The organism is Brevundimonas staleyi, from assembly GCF_041893865.1.
In the GTDB taxonomy this organism is placed as follows: Bacteria; Pseudomonadota; Alphaproteobacteria; order Caulobacterales; family Caulobacteraceae; genus Brevundimonas; species Brevundimonas staleyi.
In genome coordinates this window covers 1,672,807-1,691,455 of record NZ_CP169082.1, presented here as the reverse complement: position 1 = coordinate 1,691,455, position 18,649 = coordinate 1,672,807, and the positions used below count along the sequence as shown (strand labels likewise).

The following is an 18,649-nucleotide window of genomic DNA, read 5'->3' as shown; positions in this document are numbered from 1 at the left end:
TCAAGCCCCCGCGTCGACTATAAGATACCAATGTTCCGAGTTTATTGGCTGGTCACGTTCGTCGCTATTGCCTCTTGCAGCGATCCAGGCACGAGAAACAGTGCATCAGTCGTCCAAGAGAACGCGGCCACACAAGTCCACGAGCGAGGCTCTGCGCGGTTCGGCCCAGGCGAGACGATGTGCATTTACACCGTAAGCAACTTGGTCGAACCTCTCGATGTCTTTGAGTTCACGCGCTCCAACGGCGGCCGATCCTGCTACAGGAATGAAACCCGGACCGTCTTCGCACCCGCATCGACGCCTGCATGCGAGGCGGATTCACCTGCTTTTCTTCGCGTTGAGCAGGTCACCACAGCGGAAGATGGCGAACGTCAATTTCTAGCGTGTTCGGCGGTGGGCGGCTCGGCGGCCGTCGGAGACGAAAACACAGTGCTAATCATCTCTCAGCCGCTTGATGGCGATGAAGCAGACGAACGCGAGTTCGCACTGCATATCGCTGACCTAAGGGCGCTGGTGACAAACGGCGCACTCGTAGCGTCCAGTTTCCAGAGCGGCTTCGGAATAGCCTGTTTCGACACCGATCAGCCGGAACTGCTGAGACGCCAGATCGAGATGTCCGTGAAGAGCTCCGAAGGCGTAAGCGTCGTTGTCCGCAGCTCCAACTGCGACTCAGAACTGCATCAGGCGAACATGCGCGCTATCGGCTAACCGGGCCGCAAGCTTCAGTCGCCCCAAAACGAAAAAGGCCGGACGAGGTCTCCCCCGCCCGGCCCGATCTCTGTGCTCAAGCAGCCGACGACCGCGTCGTCGGCGTTAGCGCATCGAGGATGTTCAGCCGCCGAACAGCGTACCCACCCAGGCGCGGACGGCGTTCTCGTCCGCCGGATTGCCCGTATAGGCCAGGCCCTGGGCCGGGGTGAACGGCGCGTTGTTGGCGCGTTCGCGGCTGGTCCAGGCCTTGTGGCCGTAGCTCAGGTCCGAATAGTTCGACGGCAGGCGCTGAACGGTCGGCTCGATGAAGATGGTGTCCGTGGCCGTGGTCGAACCGGCGATGCGGACGTTCGGCAGCTTGGACAGCAGGTCCAGCGTATCCAGGCAACCGCCCGAGCAACCCGCGTCGACCAGAACGATCACCGGACCCTGAACCGGGTTGGCCGTGCCCGTGTCGGCGACGGCGGCGCGTCCCGGCAGGGTGAAGGTCTGCTGACCGGCGGCGATCGCGGCGTCGAAGGCGGCGACGATCTCCTGCGTCTGCTGGATCACCGGACCGGCTTCCTGAACGAAGCGCGGGTCGGCCTGCATCCGGCCCAGGGTGTCGGCGTACCAGGTGCGGTTGCCCTGGGTGGCGCGATAGGTGATGGCGCCGGCGGCCGGCTGGCGGCTGACGGTGAACTCCGGCGTCCAGATGCGGTTGGCCAGGCCATAGCCGCGCGCCGTCGAGGTGTAGGCCGAGGCGCCCGAGGCGGCGCGCAGGTCCAGCACGAAGCCTTGCGGGCCGCGCAGGGCCGCCGCCTGGGCTTCGACCTGCGAGTTGAAGGCGTCCCAACCGGCGCTGTCGGCGAAGGAGTGGACGTGGACCCACGGGCGGCCGTTGACCGTCTCGACGTTCAGCGGGGTCGCCGGCGGCATGTAGACGGTGGCGCGATAGGCGGCTTCCAGATCACCGGCGACCAGCGGCACGGGGCGCAGTTCGACGGCGCGCGGACGGGCGCGGGCGTCGCGCTTGAACTCGCAGGTCGACGGCGTGCCGGCGGCGAACGGGTTGTTGCGGTTCCACAGCAGATACGGGGCCGAGGTGACGCGGCCGGCCTCGGTGTCCAGATTGCCTTCCCACTTGTCGAGCTTGCCGCGGGCGTACTCTTCGATGGGCGTCAGGTTGCAGCTGACCACGATCTCGCCGACGCGCGGCGCATTGCGCGTGCCCGGCTTCACATAGGTCACGACGTAGCGGCCATCGCGCCAGCCGGTGGCGATGCCGGGCCAGCTGATGCCGAAATACGGGCCGAGGCCTTCATATGTCGGGGTGATGGCGATGTTCGAGTCGCGGAAACCGCCGGCGTAGTAACGCATCAGATAGGCATGGGCGTCGCCGGAGTTGACCTGACCGGCGCGGCCCTGGGCGTCCGCCAGACCGGCGTCCAGCCAGCTGCGGAAGGTGTCGCCGGCCGCGCCCGGAACGGCGGCGGCGGGGTGGTTGTCGCGCAGGGCGTCATGCGCCGCCTGCAGGTCGGTGCGGGCCAGGCCGCGGAAGTCCTGCGCGGTGGCGGTCCCCGCTACAAGCAGGAAGGCGGCCGCCGAAACGGCGGACAGAAGGCGGGTCATGAGGAGCTCCAGGGGCGGGGAAGCGATGGGTTCGGGGCGAGTTAAAGCCGATGAACCCTGATCTTGCCAAGCAGGAACAATGGACGTGTGACGGTTCGCCCATCGCGCGAGCCGAAGCGGCGCCCGTTTACAGTCCGGCGGCGCCCCCTTATCCGTCCCACATGTTCAAGAAGATCCTGATCGCGAACCGGGGCGAGATCGCCGTCCGTGTCATCAAGACGGCCCGCCGCATGGGCATCAAGACGGTGGTCGTCTATTCCGACGCCGACGCCGGTTCCATGGCGGTCGAGATGGCCGACGAGGCCGTCTACATCGGCGGCTCGCCCGCGGCCGAGAGCTATCTGGTCCAGGACAAGATCATCGACGCGGTCCGCCAGACCGGCGCCGAGGCCATCCACCCCGGCTTCGGCTTCCTGTCGGAAAACCCCGTCTTCGCGCGCAGGCTCGAGGCCGAGGGCATCGCCTTCATCGGCCCGAACCCCCACGCCATCGAGGCCATGGGCGACAAGATCACGTCCAAGAAGTTCGCCGCAGAGGCCGGCGTCTCCACCGTGCCCGGCCACATGGGCCTGATCGACACGCCGGAGCAGGCCGTCGAGATCGCCAGGGGCATCGGCTACCCCGTCATGATCAAGGCCTCGGCCGGCGGCGGCGGCAAGGGCATCCGCGTCGCCCACTCCGACGCCGACATGGCCGAAGGCTTCGCCGCGGTGAAGGCCGAGGCCCTGACCGCCTTCGGCGACGACCGCGTCTTCCTCGAGAAGTTCATCGTCGATCCGCGCCACATCGAGATTCAGGTCCTGGGCGACAAGCACGGCAACATCGTCAGCCTGTTCGACCGCGAGTGCTCGATCCAGCGCCGCAACCAGAAGGTCATCGAGGAAGCCCCCTCCCCGCTTCTGGACGACGCCACCCGCAAGGCCATGTCCGAACAGGCCGTCGCCCTGGCCCGCGCCGTGAACTACGATAGCGCCGGCACGGTGGAGTTCGTCGCCGGTCAGGACCGCAGCTTCTACTTCCTGGAGATGAACACCCGGCTCCAGGTCGAACACCCGGTCACGGAACTGATCACCGGCGTCGATCTGGTCGAACAGATGATCCGGTCGGCCGCCGGAGAGAAGATGGCCTTCGGCCAGGACGACCTGAAGATCAACGGCTGGGCCATCGAGAGCCGCATCTACGCGGAAGACCCCTATCGCGGCTTCCTGCCCTCCATCGGCCGTCTGGTCCGCTACGACCAGCCCGAGGAAGGCGAGCACGACGGCTATGTCGTTCGGAACGATTCCGGCGTCCGCGAGGGCGACGAGATCTCCATGTTCTACGACCCCATGATCGCCAAGCTGAACACCTGGGCCCCGACCCGGATCGGCGCGGTCGAGGGCATGGCCCGCGCGCTGGAGGACACCCACCTGCAGGGCGTCGGCCACAACGTGCCCTTCCTCGCCGCCGTCATGGATCAGGAGCGGTTCCGCTCCGGCGCCCTGTCGACCAGCTACATCAAGGACGAGTTCCCGGAAGGCTTCAAAGGCCTCGCCCCCGACCGTCGCCGCACCGACATCCTGATCGCCACGGCCTCGGCCATGAACGAGATCCTGACCGAACAGTCCGGCGATCCCAGCGACCGCACCGACTGGATCGTCCTGATCGACCGCGACGCCCACGGCGTGTCGTTGGGCTATGACGAGGACGAGGCCCTGACGCTGGACCTCGCCGGCGAGGACCGTGCGCTGCAGCTCAGCGAAATCGACTGGCGGCCGGGCCTGGCCCAGTTCCGCGCCGTCTTGGACGACGTTCCCTTCACCGCCGAGGTGTCGCGCGTCGCCGACGGGTTCAACATCCGCTCCGGCGCCGTGAAGGCTCGCGTCCGCGTCCTCACGCCCCGCATGGCCGAACTGTTCGCCCGCCTGCCCGAGAAACAGGCCGCCGACACCTCCAAGCTGATCCAGTCGCCCATGCCGGGCCTCGTCGTCTCCATCGCCGTGACGCCGGGTCAGGAGGTCAAGGCCGGAGAGACCGTCGCCGTCATCGAGGCCATGAAGATGCAGAACATCATGAAGGCCGAACGCGACGGCGTGGTCAAAGCGGTCGGCGCCAAGGCCGGTGATCCGGTCGCCGCCGACGACGTCCTGGTCGAGTTCGCCTGATCGGGCCCAGATGGACTAACCCCGGTTAGTCCACTATGATCAGGGCATGGACACGCTCAACATCCACGCCGCCAAGACCCACTTCTCCGGGCTCGTCGAGCGCGCGGAGGCCGGTGAGACCATCATCATCGCCCGCGCCGGAAAGCCGGTGGCCAAACTGACGCCGCTGGAGCCGCAACCGACCGAGGACCGGGTCGCCATGGCCGCGCGCCGCATCGGCTTTCTGAAAGGCCAGATGAGCATCCCGGACGACTTCAACGAGATGGGGCGCGAAGAGATCGAACGCATGTTCAACGGCGACGACCAGACTTGAGGTTCCTCCTCGACACCCAGATCCTGATCTGGGCCTCCGACGCCTCTGTGCGTTTGAGCCGACAGGCTGCGGAGATCATCTCCGACCCCGTCAACGAGCTGCATTTCAGCGTCGCCAGCATCTGGGAGATCGCGATCAAATTCGGTCTGGGTCGCTCTGATTTCGAAGCCGATCCTCGCATCCTGCGCCCTGCCCTGCTCGCGACCGGCTACCACGAGTTGCCGATCACCTCTCGGCACGCCCTGGCGGTTCTGGACCTCCCCCGCCTTCACGGCGACCCGTTTGACCGCCTCCTCGTCGTTCAGGCCCTAACCGAGGGTCTGACCCTGCTGACCAGCGACCGGCTGCTGGACGGCTACCCCGGCGACATCCGGCGCGTCTGATGATCCGCACCGTCGTCACCGCCGGCCTGGTCCTCGCCCTCGGCGCCTTCGCCCTGGCCTGGCTGGACCTGCAGCAGGCGACGCACCGGATGACGCCGGAGCTCTACGTCGCCCTGATCGCCATCGCCTTCGCGTGCGGCGGCCTCTGGCTGGGCTGGAGGATCGCGGCGCGACGCCATGGCCCGGAGTTCGTCCGCAACGACGCCGCCGTCCGCTCGCTCGGCCTCACGGGTCAGGAGATGAAGGTTCTGGACGCCCTCGCCTCGGGCCGCGTCAACAAGGAGATCGCCCGCGCGCTCGGCCTGTCTCCCAACACGATCAAGACCCACCTCGCCAATCTGTTCGCCAAGCTGGAGGTCACCACCCGCACCTCCGCCGTGACCCGCGCCCGCGACCTCAGCCTGATCCCCTGAACGGTCCAGACTGTCGAATTCACCCGTTCGGGCGATAGGATCGCGGCTCGCTCCGGCCCAGCCTCCGGCCATCGCAAACAGGGAGGCCGCCATGGCCCGCATCATCCTCGTCTACGGCCTCGTCTCGGGCCTCATCATCATCGCCGGCATCATCGGCACGATCGCCGTCTCGGGCGGAGAACCGCACGGCAATGTCTGGCTGGGCTACCTCATCATGCTCCTTGGCATGTCCGCCGTCTTCATGGGGGTGAAGCAGCACCGGGATCAGAACCGGGGCGGGGTGATCAAATTCCTGCCCGCGCTCGGCGTCGGCCTCGCCATCGCCCTGTTCGCCTCCCTGGCCTACGTCCTGGTCTGGGAAGGATATCTGGCCGCCACCGACTACGCCTTCATGGACCAGTATATCGCCGCGACGCTTGAAGCCCGTCGCGCCGAAGGCATGGCCCCCGCCGCCTACGCCCAGTTGGAGGCCCAGATGCGGGACATGGCCGAGATGTACGACCAGCCCCTGTTCCGCCTGCCGATGACCTTCGCCGAAATCTTCCCGGTCGGTCTTCTGGTCTCGATCGTCAGCGCCATCCTGCTGAGGAACAGCCGCTTCCTCCCGGCCCGCGCCCGGGCCTGACGCCGACCGACGCGGGCGGCCCGCCGGTCGCCCGCTTCATTCGCTCAGCGTGACGTAGAGCTCCCGCTCCAGCAGCCACTGCCCCTTATCGGCGCGCCAGGCGGCCATGTAGCTGCCGCTCATCTCGACCCCGCCCTTCCAGGTCCCGACCCAGCGTCCGGTCTCGGCGGCGCGTTCGTGGTTTGCCGCCATCTCGACCAAGTCCGTCGTCCGCACATAGGCGATGAAGGCCGGGTCCCCGAACTGCGCCGCGAAGGCTCCGACCACGGCGTCCGCGCCCTGGATCACCCCGCCGTCGCCGACGATCACCACAACATCCTCGGTCAGATGCGGCCTCAGACGCGCGGCATCGTGTGCGGCGATCAGCCGGTTGGTCAGCTTTCGTTTGGCGCGGATGGCGATATCGAGGGCGGGCATGGCCTCAGACTGGCCGGACTCCCTTCGCCCGCCAACCCTACTCCGGCACCGCCTGGGCGATCCCGGCCAGAAGGCTCGCCGCCGTCACGGGCTTGGCGACGTGCAGGTCCGCGCCAGAGGCCAGGGCCTCGTAGCGATGCTCGGCCATCGCATTGGCGCTCAGCATGATGATCGGGGTGCGTGGTCCGCCGAACTCCGCCCCGCGAATGGCCCGCGTCGCGGTCAGTCCGTCCATGACCGGCATCTGCATGTCCATCAGGATGACGTCGAAGTGGGACCGAGCGGCGGCCTCGACGGCCAACTGTCCGTTCTCGACCGTCACCACCTCGGCCCCCGCCGAGGCCAGGATCAGCTGCACGACCCGCTGGTTGGTCGGATGGTCCTCGGCCAGCAGGACACGCAGCGACCGCTCGGGCATGAAGATCGGCGCCGGCCCCGGCTCCACCGGGCCGGACAATCCGTCATACTCGTCCAGCGCCACCACGCGCGGCAGGGGAACCGTCAGGGTGAAGGTCGAACCCTCTCCGGGCGCCGACCGGGCCTCCACCGTCCCGCCCATCATCTCGGCCAGGGACCGACAGATCGACAGACCCAGACCCGTCCCGCCGAACCGGCGCGTGATCGACGAATCCGCCTGGCTGAACCGCTGGAACAGGGTCGCGCCGGTCGCGGAGTCGAAGCCCACGCCCGTATCCGTGACGACGAAGGTGAACACCCCCTCACCCGCCTCGTCGCCTTTCACGTCCCAGTCGACCGTGACCTTGCCGGTCGCCGTGAACTTGACCGCATTGGACAGCAGATTGCCGATGACCTGGGTCAGCCGCGTGCTGTCGCCCATGAAGACGCCCCGCGCGCCAGAGCCCAGCCGCTCCTCGAACGCCAGCCCCTTCTCGGCCGCGCGGTTGTGGTTCAGGTCGATGACCGTGGCCAGGGCCTCGCCCAAGTCGAACTGGCGCGCTTCGAAATTCAGCTGGCCCGCCTCGATCTTGGACATGTCCAGGATATCGGACACCAGCCGTTCCAGCGTCACCCCGGACAGCTGGATCAGATCGACCATCTCGCGCTGTTCGGGCGTCAGCTCGGTGCGACGCAGTGTATCGACCAGGCCGATCACCCCGTTCAGGGGCGTGCGGATCTCGTGGCTCATATTGGCCAGGAAGTCGGTCTTGGCCCGGCTGGCCGCCTCGGCCGCCGCCTTGGCCTCGATCAGGGCCTGCTCCGATGCCACCCGGTCGGTGACGTCGCGCGCCACGCCGTAGATGCGATCGCCGTATCGATGGGCGCGCCATTCGACGGTGCGATAGCTGCCGTCCCTGTGTCGATACCGGTTGATGTGCCCTCGTATCGGCGCATCCGGCCGCCGGGTCTCCACCTCCACCGCGCTGACCCGCGTGTCGGGCAGATCCTCCGGATGGACGAAGTCGAGCAGGACGCGACCTTCCAACTCGTCGGGCCGCCAGCCCAGGTGCGTCTGCCACGACCGGCTCACCCGGGCGATGCGGCCATCCAGTTCCCGGATGATCAGCATGTCCAGCGAGACGTCGAAGAAGGTGGCCAGATCCGTGACGCTGGACAGGTCGGTCGGCTGATCGTCCGCCCACGCCGCTGCACAGTCCATGAAATCCACCTGACTCAACCGTTCGTCCGACACCGTACGGTAAAGCTGTTAAACCTCTATTTCGGCGGACGGGGATTTTCCGACCGCGCCAAAAACGCGCACGAAACTGGCCTTCAAGGCCGCATCCGCCTCATCCATCGACGCGGTGACGCCCAGATCCAGCAAACTTGTGACCCCGTGTTCCGCGATCCCGCACGGCACGATGCCGCCGAAATGGTCCAGATCGGGCTCGACGTTCAGGCTGATGCCGTGAAAACTGACCCATTTCCGTACCTTGACGCCGATCGCTGCGATCTTGTCTTCGCGAGCCCAGCCGGGCCCCTTCCGCTCCACCCAGACCCCCACCCGGCCGTCACGGACATCGGCCTCGACGCCGAATTCGCTCAGGCTGCCGATGATCCACTGCTCCAGTCCGCGCACGAAACCGCGCACGTCCTTGCCGCGCTGGTTCAGGTCCAGCATCACATAGGCCACCCGCTGGCCCGGCCCGTGATAGGTGAACTGCCCGCCCCGCCCTGTCCGGTGGACCGGGAACCGCCCGGCATCGATCAGGTCGTCGTCCCTGGCCGAAACCCCCGCCGTATAGAGCGGCGGATGCTCCAGCAGCCACACCCGCTCGGGCGCCTCTCCGGCCGCGATCAGGGCGACGCGCGCCTCCATCTCGGCCACGGCCTCTTCGTAGGGGACATAGCCGGGCGCGACGACCCATTCGACCGGACGGCCGTCGGAACGAATCAGCGGGGAAATGGCGGCGCTTAACGGGTCGGCAAGCATGATCGCTCCAATGTGTCCCCGAGGGCCGCCAATGCAAGTCCAGTCGCCAGTACCCTCCAGCGTATCCGGAGATCCTTTGAGCCAGATCGAAGCCGTAGACGTCGAATTGTCGGTCGTCCTGGGTCGCTCCGTGCTGCCCATGTCCCAGCTGTTGAAGATGGGTCGCGGCGCCGTGATCCCGCTGAACGCGTCCGAGCACGACGAGGTCTGGATCCTCGCCAACAACCACCCCGTCGCCCGTGGCCAGATCGAGATCCGCGAAGACCGCATCGCCATCACCGTGACGCGTCCGGCCGATGTGTACGACTTCATGGCCGGAGCGGCTTAGGGCCGAGGCAACAGGCAATAGGGAACAGGCAACAGTGAATGTCTGAGATCCGCAGCCACCGCGACCTACTCGTCTGGCAGAAGGCTATGGCCCTCGCCGAACATACCTACCAAGCCACTCGCAGCTTCCCGAGAGACGAGGCTTTCGGTCTGACCTCCCAGACGAGGCGCGCCGCCGTCTCCATCGCCGCCAACATCGCCGAAGGTTACGGCCGAGGCACGCGCCAAGCCTATGTCAGCTTTCTCCGCATCGCCCGTGGTTCGCTGCTGGAGCTTGAAACCCACATCGAACTGGCCGCGCGCGTGAAACTGCTCCCAACCGAGGACGCAACCGCAGTCTTGGCCAAGACCGACGAACTCGGCCGCATGCTTCACGGCCTCATCTCCAAGGTCAGCAAGGCCTGACCTTAGACCATCTCCTATTGCCTATTGCCTATTGCCTGTTGCCTCCCTCCACCGCCTCCGCTATCAGCGCGCCTCCGATGCGAGCGGTCGTGGCGGAATTGGTAGACGCGCAGCGTTGAGGTCGCTGTGGGGCAACCCGTGGAAGTTCGAGTCTTCTCGACCGCACCATCTTCTCGAGCCAGACGAAGCCCTACCAGCTTCGCCGCACCGGCCCGTGAAAACAAATCTGAGATTGGGCCTGACCAATCTCGAACAAGGGATACAATCGGCGCTATCGGCTGATTCACATCGAGAGAGGGAGGCGACTCCATGAGCGAACGCACCGCTGCTCTCGACCCCGACGTCATCGAAGATCACGAAGCGCTGGACGAGGACTACGTCCTCACTGCTTCTTTCGTTGAAAAGGTCGTGGACGCCGCAGACGACGGTGACGGCATGCGACTGCGCTCGCTGCTCGAAGACCTCCATCCCGCCGACGTCGCCGACCTGATGGGCTTCCTGACGGTCGAGCATCGCGCCGTCGTCGTCCTGTGGCTGCCGCCCGAGCTTCTGGCCGAGACCCTGCCCGAGTTGGACGACGGCATCCGCGAGGAAGTGCTGGAGCGCGTTCCCAACGCCACCCTGGCCGAAGCGCTTCAGGAGTTGGACTCCGACGACGCCGCCGCCGTCGTGGAGGACCTCGAAGACGACCAGCGCGAAAAGGTCCTGGCCGCCATGCCGGCGACCGACCGCGCCGCCATCGAGAGCTCGCTGGGCTATGCGGAGGACACCGCCGGCCGTCTGATGCAGCGCGAGGTCATGGCCGCGCCCCAGTTCTGGACCGTCGGCGACACCATCGACCACGTCCGCGCCCAGGGCGAGGACCTGCCCGAGCTCTTCTTCGACATCTATGTCGTCGATCCCCTGAACCGCCCGGTCGGCGGCATTCCGATCAGCGGCCTGTTGCGCGCCGCCCGGTCGGTGAAACTGTCCGACCTGATGGAGCCGGTGAACGAGATCGCCGCCGACACCGATCAGGAAGAGGTCGCCTACGTTTTCGAGAAATACCACCTGATCTCGGCGCCCGTCGTCGACGGCGCCGGCCGTCTGGTCGGCCAGATCACGGTCGATGACATCGTCAACATCATTCAGGAAGAGAACCGCGAGGACATCCTGCGCCTCGCCGGTGTGGCCGACGAAGACCGGGGCTCGTCCGTGCCCGAGATCGTCCGCAGCCGCGTGCCCTGGCTGGCCATCAACCTGTTCACCGCCGTCATCGGCGCCAGCGTCATCGGCGTGTTCGAGGGCACGATCCAGCAGATCGTCGCCCTGGCCGTGCTCATGCCCATCGTCTCGGCCATCGGCGGCAACGCCGGCACCCAGGCCCTGACCGTCACCGTCCGCGCCCTGGCCACCCGCGAACTGAACAGCTCCAACGCCCCCCGAACCTTCGTTCGCGAACTGGTCGTCGGCATGGCCAACGGCCTGATCCTGGCCCCGATCATCGGCCTGGCCACGGCCTTCTGGTTCCGCGACGAGGACTGGAAGATCGGCCTGGTCATCGGCACGGCCATGGTGCTGAACCTGATCGTGGCCGCCACCATCGGCGTCCTGACCCCCCTGACCCTGTCCAAGCTGAAGTTCGACCCGGCTGTCTCCTCGGCCGTCTTCGTCACGGCGACCACCGATTTCTTCGGCTTCCTGATCTTCCTCGGCCTTGCGACCCTGGTCCTTCTGTAGGATCGGTCTCGAGCGGCGCGGTCTTTGCTCGCTCCCCAACGGGGCGACCACGCCCTGTCTCGATTTGGGTCATTTCCGTTGTCCGACGCCGCCAGACAGAACCTGAAGATCTCCCGCGAGGGGATCGTGCTGATTAAGAGCTTCGAGGGCTTCCGCCCGCGAGCCATCCAGCGCGCCGAGGGCGGCTGGATCATCGGCTATGGCCACACCCTGTCCGCCCGCGAAGGCGCCACGGTGTCGGAGGCCGACGCCGAACTGCTGCTGCGCTACGACCTCCTGCCGGTCGAGGCCTCGGTCAACGACACGGTTCCCGGCGCCCTGAACCAGCACCAGTTCGACGCTCTGGTCAGCTTCGCCTTCTCGGTCGGCGTGGACCGTTTCGCCGCCTCCGACGTGCGCCAGCGCCTGACCGCCGGTTCGCCCGGCGAGGCCGCCGACGCCATGATGGGCTGGCCCGAGCCCGCCCTGCCGGAAGCGGCGCTCCGCCGCCGCGCCGCCGAGCGCGCCCTGTTCGTCGCCAATCCCGGCGCTCCGGTCGCCCTGTCCGACCTTCTCAGCGCCCCCCTGCCCCCGCCCGCCGTCGTCGTGCCTACGTTCGCGGCCGTTCCGGTCGAGGACGCCCCGGCGATCCAGGACGTCCCGACTGAACCCGCCCCGGCAGAGGACACGCCTGTCGAGGCGGCCCAGACCGAAACCCTCACCGACGCCGAGCCGACGCCGGTCGCCGAGGACGCTCCAACCGCCGTCGATCCGCGCGGCGCCGCCGTCGCGGCCCTGCTCGGCGAACCCGCCGCCCGTCTGGTTCAGGACGAGACCGACGCCGAGCCCGCCGCCCAAACGCCGGCCGCGAACGACCTCGAAGAGCCCGCCCCCTCCAACGACAACCCGCCCGCCGAGGCTGTGACGGAAGAGGCCGCTCCCGCCGAACCGTCCGAGGCCGCCGCCTCCACGGAAGCCGAGACCGCGTCCGTCGAGCCCACCGGCTCCGACGACGTCGTCGTTCAGCCGACCGAAGAGACGACGCCCGACGAGCCCGCCGTCGAAACGGCTGCGCCGGAAGACACTCCCGCCGACACGTCAGCGTCCGAAGACACTGTGGTCGAAGCCCCCGTCGAGGCCGAGGCCGACGCCCCGACCGAACCGACGCCCGACGCCGCCCCGGCCAATCCCGCCTCCGGCTGGGCCGCCGCCCGCTACGCCCCCTACGGCCTGGCCATGGTCGGCCCCCTGCCCTACCTCGACAACGCAACGCCCAAGGGCGACCCGGTCGCGGAAGCCCCGGCCATCGACCACGCCGTGGTCGAGACCGCCCTGCCGCCCGTCGAGCAACCGACCACGCCCGAGGCCGAGGTCCAGCCCGAGCCGGAAACCGTCGTCGCCTTCGCCCCGGCCCAGGCCGTCACCGACACGGCCCCGGTCGAAGCGGTCTCCGCCGAACCGGAACCCGTCGCCCCGCTCTCCGACGCCGCCCCTGTCGAGCCGATGGTCTACGTGCCCCCGGTCGCGTCGGCGCCCGCGACCGAACTGGTCCTGACCCCGCTGGACGACGCCCCCGAGCCCGCCGTGATCCGCCCTCTGTGGACCGCCGAAGAGCGCGACGCCCCCGACGGCTCGGAGACCAATCTGTTCGGCGAAGACCTGACCCTGACGCTGGGCGGCTCGGTCATGCGTCACGAGATGGAGTTCGAGGCCCCTGCCCGCTTCGACTGGAAGGACACCGCGCCCTTCATCTTCATGGGCGGCGTGGGCCTGGTGTCCTTCGGCGCCTCGATGGCCGCCTTCCGCCGTGCGGCGGAACAGTCGGGCGGCTCCGAGCTGACCATCATCGGCTGGGTCCTGGCCCTGATCGGCCTGGGTTGCGTCGGTGTCTCCTCGGTGAACCTCTACCGCAAGTTCGGACTGCCGGGCGGGGACTGACCCCCTCTCCCCATGCCTGCGGGGATCGTGCTACCCCGCTCGCATGAGCATTCCGAACGCACCCCAATCGATGGAATTCGGCCTCGGCGAGAATGCCGACGCCATTCGCGAGACCACGGCCCGCTGGGCCGCCGACCGGCTGGCGCCGCGCGCCGCCGAGATCGACGAAAAGAACGAGTTCGCCCGCGACCTCTGGCCCGAAATGGGCGAGCTGGGCCTGCACGGCGTCACCGTCGAGGAAGAGTTCGGCGGCCTCGGCATGGGCTACCTCGAGCACGTCGTGGCGATGGAGGAAGTCTCCCGCGCCTCCGCCTCGATCGGCCTGTCGTACGGCGCCCACTCCAATCTCTGCGTCAACCAGATCCGCCGCTGGGGCACGCCCGAGCAGAAGCAGAAGTATCTGCCCAAGCTGATCTCCGGCGAACACCTGGGCTCGCTCGCCATGTCCGAGGCCGGCTCCGGCTCCGACGTCATGTCCATGCGGACCCGCGCCGAGAAGAAGGGCGATCGCTACGTCCTGAACGGCACGAAATTCTGGATCACCAACTCCCCGACCGCCGACACCCTGGTCGTCTACGCCCGCACCGGCGACGGCAACGGCGGCGTCACCACCTTCCTGATCGAGAAGGGGATGAAGGGGTTCAGCGTCTCCAAGAAGCTGGACAAGATGGGCATGCGCGGCTCCGACACCGCCGAACTGGTGTTCGAGGACTGCGAGGTCCCCGAAGAGAACGTCATGGGTCCCGTCGGCGGCGGCGCCGGCGTCCTGATGTCCGGCCTCGACTACGAACGCACCGTCCTGTCGGGCGGCCCGCTGGGCATCATGCAGGCGGCGCTCGACGTCGTCCTGCCCTACGTCCGCGAGCGCAAGCAGTTCGGCAAGGCCATCGGCTCCTTCCAGCTGATGCAGGCCAAGGTCGCCGACATGTACGTCGCCCTGAACTCGGCCCGCACCTACGTCTACGCCGTGGCCAAGGCCTGCGACGCCGGCAAGACCACCCGCTACGACGCCGCCGGCGCCATCCTCCTGGCCTCCGAGAACGCGGTGAAGGTCTCGCTGGAAGCCGTCCAGGCCCTCGGCGGCGCAGGCTACACGAAGGAATGGCCGGTCGAACGCCTGGTCCGCGACGCCAAGCTCTACGACATCGGCGCCGGCACCAACGAGATCCGCCGCTTCCTCATCGGGCGGGAGCTGCTGGGGTCCTAACTCTGGCGCGAACGATGATCCGTGCTATCTTTGAAGCATGAGCAAGACCTCGGGCCACTACACGGGTTGGGTGAAGCGTGATGCGGTCAACGGCCGCTTCACCGCACCCATCGGTCAGACGACGACCGACCGGGGCTTCAAGATCGTCAAGTTCGCCACCCCGCGCACCATCGACGACAAGAAGTTGGCCGAGGCGCTGAACTCCGGCCGCTTCGCCCAAGGCGCGCGTGGCGCGGGCTCCTAACGGCTATCGCAAATCGGTCTTCGTCAACGCGCCCTTCACGGCCGACCGAAGAGACGTCTTCGACGCCATCGTCTTCTCGGTTCTGGCCTGCGGCTTCACACCCCGCTGCGCGCTGGAGATCGACAACGCCGGTCAGGCCCGGTTCGACAAGATCGTCGCCCTGATCCGGGACTGCCACCTCGGCATCCACGACATCTCCTTCATGGAGCTGGACGCAGGCCTGCCCCGCTTCAACATGCCGTTCGAGCTGGGGCTGTTCCTCGGCGCGGATCGCTTTGGACCGTCCTGGGTCGGCCGCAAGGCCTGCACCATTTTCGACCGCGAGCCCTTCCGCTATCAGCGCGCCCTCTCGGACATCGCCGGACAGGACATCCGCGCCCACGGCTGCGACCCGGAGCGCGCCTCGAGCGAGACCCGGCTCTGGCTCTCCCACCACCTCGATCGTGACGGCCTGATCCCCGGCGCGGCCGCGATCTGGGGCATGTATCGGGAGTTTCAGGTCGAACTGCCCGACCTGGCCGCCTTGTCGATGCGCAACAGCGTCGATCTCACCTTCCTGGAGCGACGCCACCTCGCCACGGAATGGCTCCGCCGTCGCCTCGCCTGACGGACAGCAAAAAAGGCCCGCCCCAGCGCACCGGGACGGGCCTTCTTTTATCTTCAAACCGAACTCAGGCCGCCGGACAGTCGCCCAGGCGTTCGCCCGTCATGGTCATGACCGTCTCGGCCATTTCCGGCATCGGGGCCGGGTCCATCTTGGTGCGGACCTCCATCACGTAGCGGCTGGAGAAGTCGCCGGTGACGCGGATGGTCGATTCCGTCTTCATGCCCTGCATCTGGCAGACGGTGCCGCCGACGACCGCATCGCCCTCGCGACGGAAGGCCTCGGTCGTACAGTCGGCGCCGGGCGTTGAGCCCTGGGCCGGCGCCTCGAACTTGGCTTCGGTGACGCACTGTTCGACGGCCGGAACCGTCGCGCCTCCGGGCACGCCGGTCATGGCGGTGGTCACTCTCCAGAGCCCGGGCTGCGGCCCTTCCAGAACAGCCGCCGTGGTCGGTGCGGCCCCTCCGGCCGCGGCATCCGTTTTCGCCTCTCCGCCGCCCTGGCCGCACGCCGCCAGGCCGAGCGCGAGCGCTCCCGAGATCAGGATCATGGTTCGCATGGTCTTGGTACTCCCTCCGTCGGCAACGGCGCCGACAGAAGGTTGAATGGCCAAGCTGCCGGGACGTTCCCTGGAACCGACAACCTTGGATAAGTCTTCCGGGGATCGAAGGAGATCGCCATGCCCGCCAGATCCGCAGCCCAGCAGAAGGCCGCCGGCGCCGCCCTGTCCGCCAAACGCGGCGACACGCCCCGGTCGAAACTCAAGGGCGCGTCGAAACAGATGGCCGCTTCAATGACCGAGAAACAGCTCGAAGAGTTCGCCCGCACCAGACGCAAGGGCAAGCCCGAGCATGTCGACGACCGCTGAGGGCCCTCAGCCCTCGAAAGGGCTCAGAACGCGACGGTCTGGCGGCGACGCATGACCATCACCGCGCCCGCCGTGGCCAACAGCCCGGTCAGGCCGATCATGGCCCATTCGGTCAGGGTCGGCACGGGGGCCGCCAGCACCACGCCGGTCACCGTGCCGCCGGTCAGGCTGCGCGGGGTGCCGTAGGCTCCGGAGCACGCGCCACCGCCCGTGCAGGTTCCCTCGGCGGTCAGACCGGTGTTGAAGTTGCGCACGCCGCCCGAGTTGTTCATCGCCGCACCGGTGGTCGACAGGTACATGACGCGCTGCCCGTCCGCCATGCCGCCGGCCGTCAGAACCTCCAGCCCATTGGATCCGCCCGTCCCACGCAGGGCGACGTAGTTCGCCCCGGACGTCAGCGTCGTGCCGGCCGTCGTGGTGATGTTGATGCTGGAATAGGTGTTGGTGTCATAGTCGTAGATGAAGGTGCCGCCGATCGTGCCGCCATCCTGGAACGTGCCGTTGATGGTCCATTGCACCGGGACGGCCAGAGCGGGCGTCGCCACCAGGGCGACAGCGGCCACGGCGGCCGACAGAGCGAGCGTTTTCAAAGAACTTCCCCCAACGCATTACTGAAATCACCATTTCCGCTAAGGGGTTTCGGTCGGCGGGTAAACCGACAACTTGACGCTGGGGCCGCCTCTTTCGGCTGTCACGATCGCCCACTAGGGTCGCGGCATGAGCCTGACGGAGACCTCGACCGGCCGTCCCCGCCGTTTCTCCGACACGCTGGAGCGGCTGGGCGCGCGCGGCGGCGAGAAGCTCCACCTCGGCGAGATCGTCGAGGCTTTCGGAGAACGGGCGTTCGGCGCCGTCATGCTGCTGTTCGCCATCGTCAACATGCTGCCCTGGCCGCCCGGCGGCACGACCCTGACGGGAGCGCCCCTCCTGTTTCTGTCCGCCGAGCTCGCCTGGGGACGCGACGCGCTCTGGCTGCCCAAATGGCTGGCCCACGCCTCGGTGAAGCGCGAGACCTTCCGCACCCTCAGCGGCCGGTTGATGAAGATCATCCGCGTCTCGGAGGCCCTGTCCCGTCCGCGCCTCTACTTCCTGACCGGCCGTCTGGGTCAGGGTCTGATCGGCCTGGCCTGCCTGATGCTGTCGGCGGTGCTGGTCCTGCCCGTCTTCGGCGGCAATCTGATCCCCGCCATCGCCATCGGCTTCTTCTCGCTGGGGATCATGCAGCGGGACGGTCTGGCGGTCCTGCTGGGTTGGCTGATGACCGGCGTCACGGTCGCCGTCCTCATCCTGGCCTGGAACCTCGTTCTGGCCGGCTTCAACGCCGGGTTCGATTGGTTCGGCCGCATTTTCTAGTTCTGTCGGAAACTTAAGTGGCGATCCGTCCCTCGCATGCCTAGATCACCGTCACCCTGTCGCCGAGCCCGTTCCTGATGCCAGACTACGACTATCAGAACGACGACCGGCCCTTCTCCCAGGTGCTGGACGACATCGGCGTCAAGGACGATCCCAAGCTCTATCTGGGCGAGCTGGTGAACGCGTTCGGCGAGCGCGGCCTGGGGGCCATGATGGTCTTCTTCGGCCTCATCAACGCCATCGCCTCGCCGATCCCGGGCTCGACGACCATCCTGGGCGCGCCCATGGTGCTGATCTGCCTGCAGCTGCTGATCCGGCGCGATCAGCTGTGGATGCCGAAATGGGCGCTGAGTTCCAGCATCCCGCGCGCCAGCTACCGCTCGACCATCGCCAAGGTGAAGAAGCCCCTGCTGTTCGTGGAACGGCTGTCCAAGCCTCGCTATCGCATCATGAGCAGCGAGGTGGCCGAGGTCCTGATCGGCCTGGTCTCCACCCTGCTGGCCGTCATCGTCATGCTGCCGATCTTCGGCGGCAACCTGTTCCCTTCCCTGTTCGTGGCCCTGTTCGGCTTCGGCCTGATGCAGAGGGACGGCGCCCTGATCGGCGCGGCCTGGGTCGGCATCGCGGGCTTCTGCGTCTTCGTCTGGCTGGCCTGGGAACTGATCTCCCGCCTCTTCCTGGCCAGCGCCGACTGGTTCGTCCACGGCTGGCATTGGATCCAGGGGCTGTTCGGAGGCTGAACCCGCCCCCTCGCGCTCAACATGCGCTCAAGCAGTGAGCGACCGCGTCGCGAGCGGTAGCGCACCAACAATGCGCTCAAGCAGCGCGCGACCACGTCGCGAGCGGTAGCGCCCAACGATGCGCTCAAGCAGCGAGCCGCCGCGCGGCGAGCGGTAGCGCCCTTCAAGAATCCCCCAACAAAAAGGCCCGCCGGATTGCTCCGGCGGGCCCCATTGTCTGACCGCATCACGGTCTGACCTTAGCAGCCTGACTCTG

General features: G+C 67.4%; 22 protein-coding genes and 1 tRNA gene. 17 read left to right on the top strand and 6 right to left on the bottom strand.

All coding sequences use genetic code 11. From position 1 onward, the window contains the following. Positions 1–30 precede the first annotated feature (30 nt). On the top strand, positions 31–708 hold the full coding sequence (locus ACETK8_RS08360) for a hypothetical protein (RefSeq protein ID WP_374039045.1): 678 nt from the start codon (positions 31–33) through the stop codon (positions 706–708). Positions 709–831: 123 nt separating this feature from the next. Here ACETK8_RS08360 and ACETK8_RS08355 read toward each other — a convergent pair whose 3' ends face one another. Beyond that, positions 832–2,322, bottom strand: a complete 1,491-nt coding sequence (locus tag ACETK8_RS08355; RefSeq protein ID WP_374039044.1) for a hypothetical protein — start codon at positions 2,320–2,322, stop codon at positions 832–834. Positions 2,323–2,483: 161 nt separating this feature from the next. Here ACETK8_RS08355 and ACETK8_RS08350 point away from each other — a divergent pair, with 161 nt between their 5' ends. The 5 genes from ACETK8_RS08350 to ACETK8_RS08330 all read left to right on the top strand — a co-directional run bounded on the left by ACETK8_RS08350 (position 2,484) and on the right by ACETK8_RS08330 (position 6,200). Next, entirely contained in the window at positions 2,484–4,466 is a 1,983-nt protein-coding gene (locus ACETK8_RS08350; RefSeq protein ID WP_374039372.1) for a biotin carboxylase N-terminal domain-containing protein, read from the top strand. 46 nt (positions 4,467–4,512) lie between these two features. Further along, complete coding sequence (locus tag ACETK8_RS08345; protein ID WP_374039043.1) at positions 4,513–4,779, top strand: type II toxin-antitoxin system Phd/YefM family antitoxin; 267 nt, start codon at positions 4,513–4,515, stop codon at positions 4,777–4,779. After that, positions 4,776–5,162: a type II toxin-antitoxin system VapC family toxin gene (locus tag ACETK8_RS08340; protein ID WP_374039042.1), complete on the top strand. Its 387-nt coding sequence runs from the start codon at positions 4,776–4,778 to the stop codon at positions 5,160–5,162. The genes ACETK8_RS08345 and ACETK8_RS08340 overlap by 4 nt, the downstream gene beginning before the upstream one ends. Next, positions 5,162–5,575 carry a helix-turn-helix transcriptional regulator gene (locus ACETK8_RS08335; protein WP_374039041.1) on the top strand — a complete coding sequence of 138 codons (414 nt, stop codon included), beginning with the start codon at positions 5,162–5,164 and terminating at the stop codon, positions 5,573–5,575. The genes ACETK8_RS08340 and ACETK8_RS08335 overlap by 1 nt, the downstream gene beginning before the upstream one ends. A gap of 91 nt (positions 5,576–5,666) precedes the next feature. Beyond that, positions 5,667–6,200: a DUF4199 domain-containing protein gene (locus tag ACETK8_RS08330; protein ID WP_374039040.1), complete on the top strand. Its 534-nt coding sequence runs from the start codon at positions 5,667–5,669 to the stop codon at positions 6,198–6,200. 36 nt (positions 6,201–6,236) lie between these two features. Here ACETK8_RS08330 and ACETK8_RS08325 read toward each other — a convergent pair whose 3' ends face one another. From ACETK8_RS08325 to lipB, 3 genes are read right to left on the bottom strand one after another with little or no spacing between them, the layout of a single operon-like run. Continuing rightward, entirely contained in the window at positions 6,237–6,617 is a 381-nt protein-coding gene (locus tag ACETK8_RS08325; protein ID WP_374039039.1) for a DUF4440 domain-containing protein, read from the bottom strand. A 37-nt stretch (positions 6,618–6,654) separates the two neighbouring features. Next, a complete protein-coding gene (locus tag ACETK8_RS08320; RefSeq protein WP_374039038.1) occupies positions 6,655–8,235 on the bottom strand; it encodes an ATP-binding protein in 1,581 nt (526 codons plus the stop codon). 48 nt (positions 8,236–8,283) lie between these two features. Then, positions 8,284–9,009 carry a lipoyl(octanoyl) transferase LipB gene (lipB, locus tag ACETK8_RS08315; RefSeq protein ID WP_374039037.1) on the bottom strand — a complete coding sequence of 242 codons (726 nt, stop codon included), beginning with the start codon at positions 9,007–9,009 and terminating at the stop codon, positions 8,284–8,286. Positions 9,010–9,085: 76 nt separating this feature from the next. Between lipB and ACETK8_RS08310 the strand changes: the two genes are divergently transcribed. The 8 genes from ACETK8_RS08310 (at position 9,086) to ACETK8_RS08275 (ending at position 15,435) form a co-directional block, all read left to right on the top strand. Further along, positions 9,086–9,337 carry a FliM/FliN family flagellar motor switch protein gene (locus tag ACETK8_RS08310; protein ID WP_271085692.1) on the top strand — a complete coding sequence of 84 codons (252 nt, stop codon included), beginning with the start codon at positions 9,086–9,088 and terminating at the stop codon, positions 9,335–9,337. A gap of 38 nt (positions 9,338–9,375) precedes the next feature. Then, complete coding sequence (locus tag ACETK8_RS08305) at positions 9,376–9,741, top strand: four helix bundle protein (protein ID WP_374039036.1); 366 nt, start codon at positions 9,376–9,378, stop codon at positions 9,739–9,741. An 83-nt stretch (positions 9,742–9,824) separates the two neighbouring features. Then, positions 9,825–9,909, top strand: a tRNA-Leu gene (locus ACETK8_RS08300). Positions 9,910–10,050: 141 nt separating this feature from the next. Further along, complete coding sequence (gene mgtE / locus ACETK8_RS08295; protein ID WP_374039035.1) at positions 10,051–11,460, top strand: magnesium transporter; 1,410 nt, start codon at positions 10,051–10,053, stop codon at positions 11,458–11,460. A gap of 78 nt (positions 11,461–11,538) precedes the next feature. Next, entirely contained in the window at positions 11,539–13,377 is a 1,839-nt protein-coding gene (locus ACETK8_RS08290) for a glycoside hydrolase family protein (protein ID WP_374039034.1), read from the top strand. Between the two features lie 43 nt (positions 13,378–13,420). Next, the gene (locus tag ACETK8_RS08285) at positions 13,421–14,584 is read left to right on the top strand and encodes an isovaleryl-CoA dehydrogenase (protein ID WP_374039033.1); all 1,164 of its coding nucleotides are present in this window, start codon (positions 13,421–13,423) and stop codon (positions 14,582–14,584) included. Between the two features lie 37 nt (positions 14,585–14,621). Further along, a complete protein-coding gene (locus tag ACETK8_RS08280; RefSeq protein ID WP_374039032.1) occupies positions 14,622–14,828 on the top strand; it encodes a hypothetical protein in 207 nt (68 codons plus the stop codon). Continuing rightward, complete coding sequence (locus ACETK8_RS08275; RefSeq protein ID WP_374039031.1) at positions 14,812–15,435, top strand: hypothetical protein; 624 nt, start codon at positions 14,812–14,814, stop codon at positions 15,433–15,435. The genes ACETK8_RS08280 and ACETK8_RS08275 overlap by 17 nt, the downstream gene beginning before the upstream one ends. 64 nt (positions 15,436–15,499) lie before the next feature. On the opposite strand, the gene ACETK8_RS08270 is transcribed toward ACETK8_RS08275, so the two are convergent. Further along, positions 15,500–15,991 (bottom strand): DUF3617 domain-containing protein, encoded by a 492-nt coding sequence (locus tag ACETK8_RS08270; RefSeq protein ID WP_374039030.1) that lies wholly within the window; start codon positions 15,989–15,991, stop codon positions 15,500–15,502. 120 nt (positions 15,992–16,111) lie between these two features. On the opposite strand from ACETK8_RS08270, the gene ACETK8_RS08265 reads away from it, so the two are divergent. Next, complete coding sequence (locus ACETK8_RS08265) at positions 16,112–16,300, top strand: DUF3008 family protein (RefSeq protein WP_374039029.1); 189 nt, start codon at positions 16,112–16,114, stop codon at positions 16,298–16,300. A 23-nt stretch (positions 16,301–16,323) separates the two neighbouring features. Here ACETK8_RS08265 and ACETK8_RS08260 read toward each other — a convergent pair whose 3' ends face one another. Further along, positions 16,324–16,890, bottom strand: a complete 567-nt coding sequence (locus ACETK8_RS08260) for an IPTL-CTERM sorting domain-containing protein (protein ID WP_374039028.1) — start codon at positions 16,888–16,890, stop codon at positions 16,324–16,326. Between the two features lie 127 nt (positions 16,891–17,017). Here ACETK8_RS08260 and ACETK8_RS08255 point away from each other — a divergent pair, with 127 nt between their 5' ends. Together ACETK8_RS08255 and ACETK8_RS08250 are read left to right on the top strand one after the other, a co-directional pair. Continuing rightward, the gene (locus tag ACETK8_RS08255) at positions 17,018–17,653 is read left to right on the top strand and encodes an exopolysaccharide biosynthesis protein (RefSeq protein ID WP_374039027.1); all 636 of its coding nucleotides are present in this window, start codon (positions 17,018–17,020) and stop codon (positions 17,651–17,653) included. Positions 17,654–17,730: 77 nt separating this feature from the next. Next, positions 17,731–18,393 (top strand): exopolysaccharide biosynthesis protein, encoded by a 663-nt coding sequence (locus tag ACETK8_RS08250; RefSeq protein ID WP_374039026.1) that lies wholly within the window; start codon positions 17,731–17,733, stop codon positions 18,391–18,393. Positions 18,394–18,649: the final 256 nt, after the last annotated feature.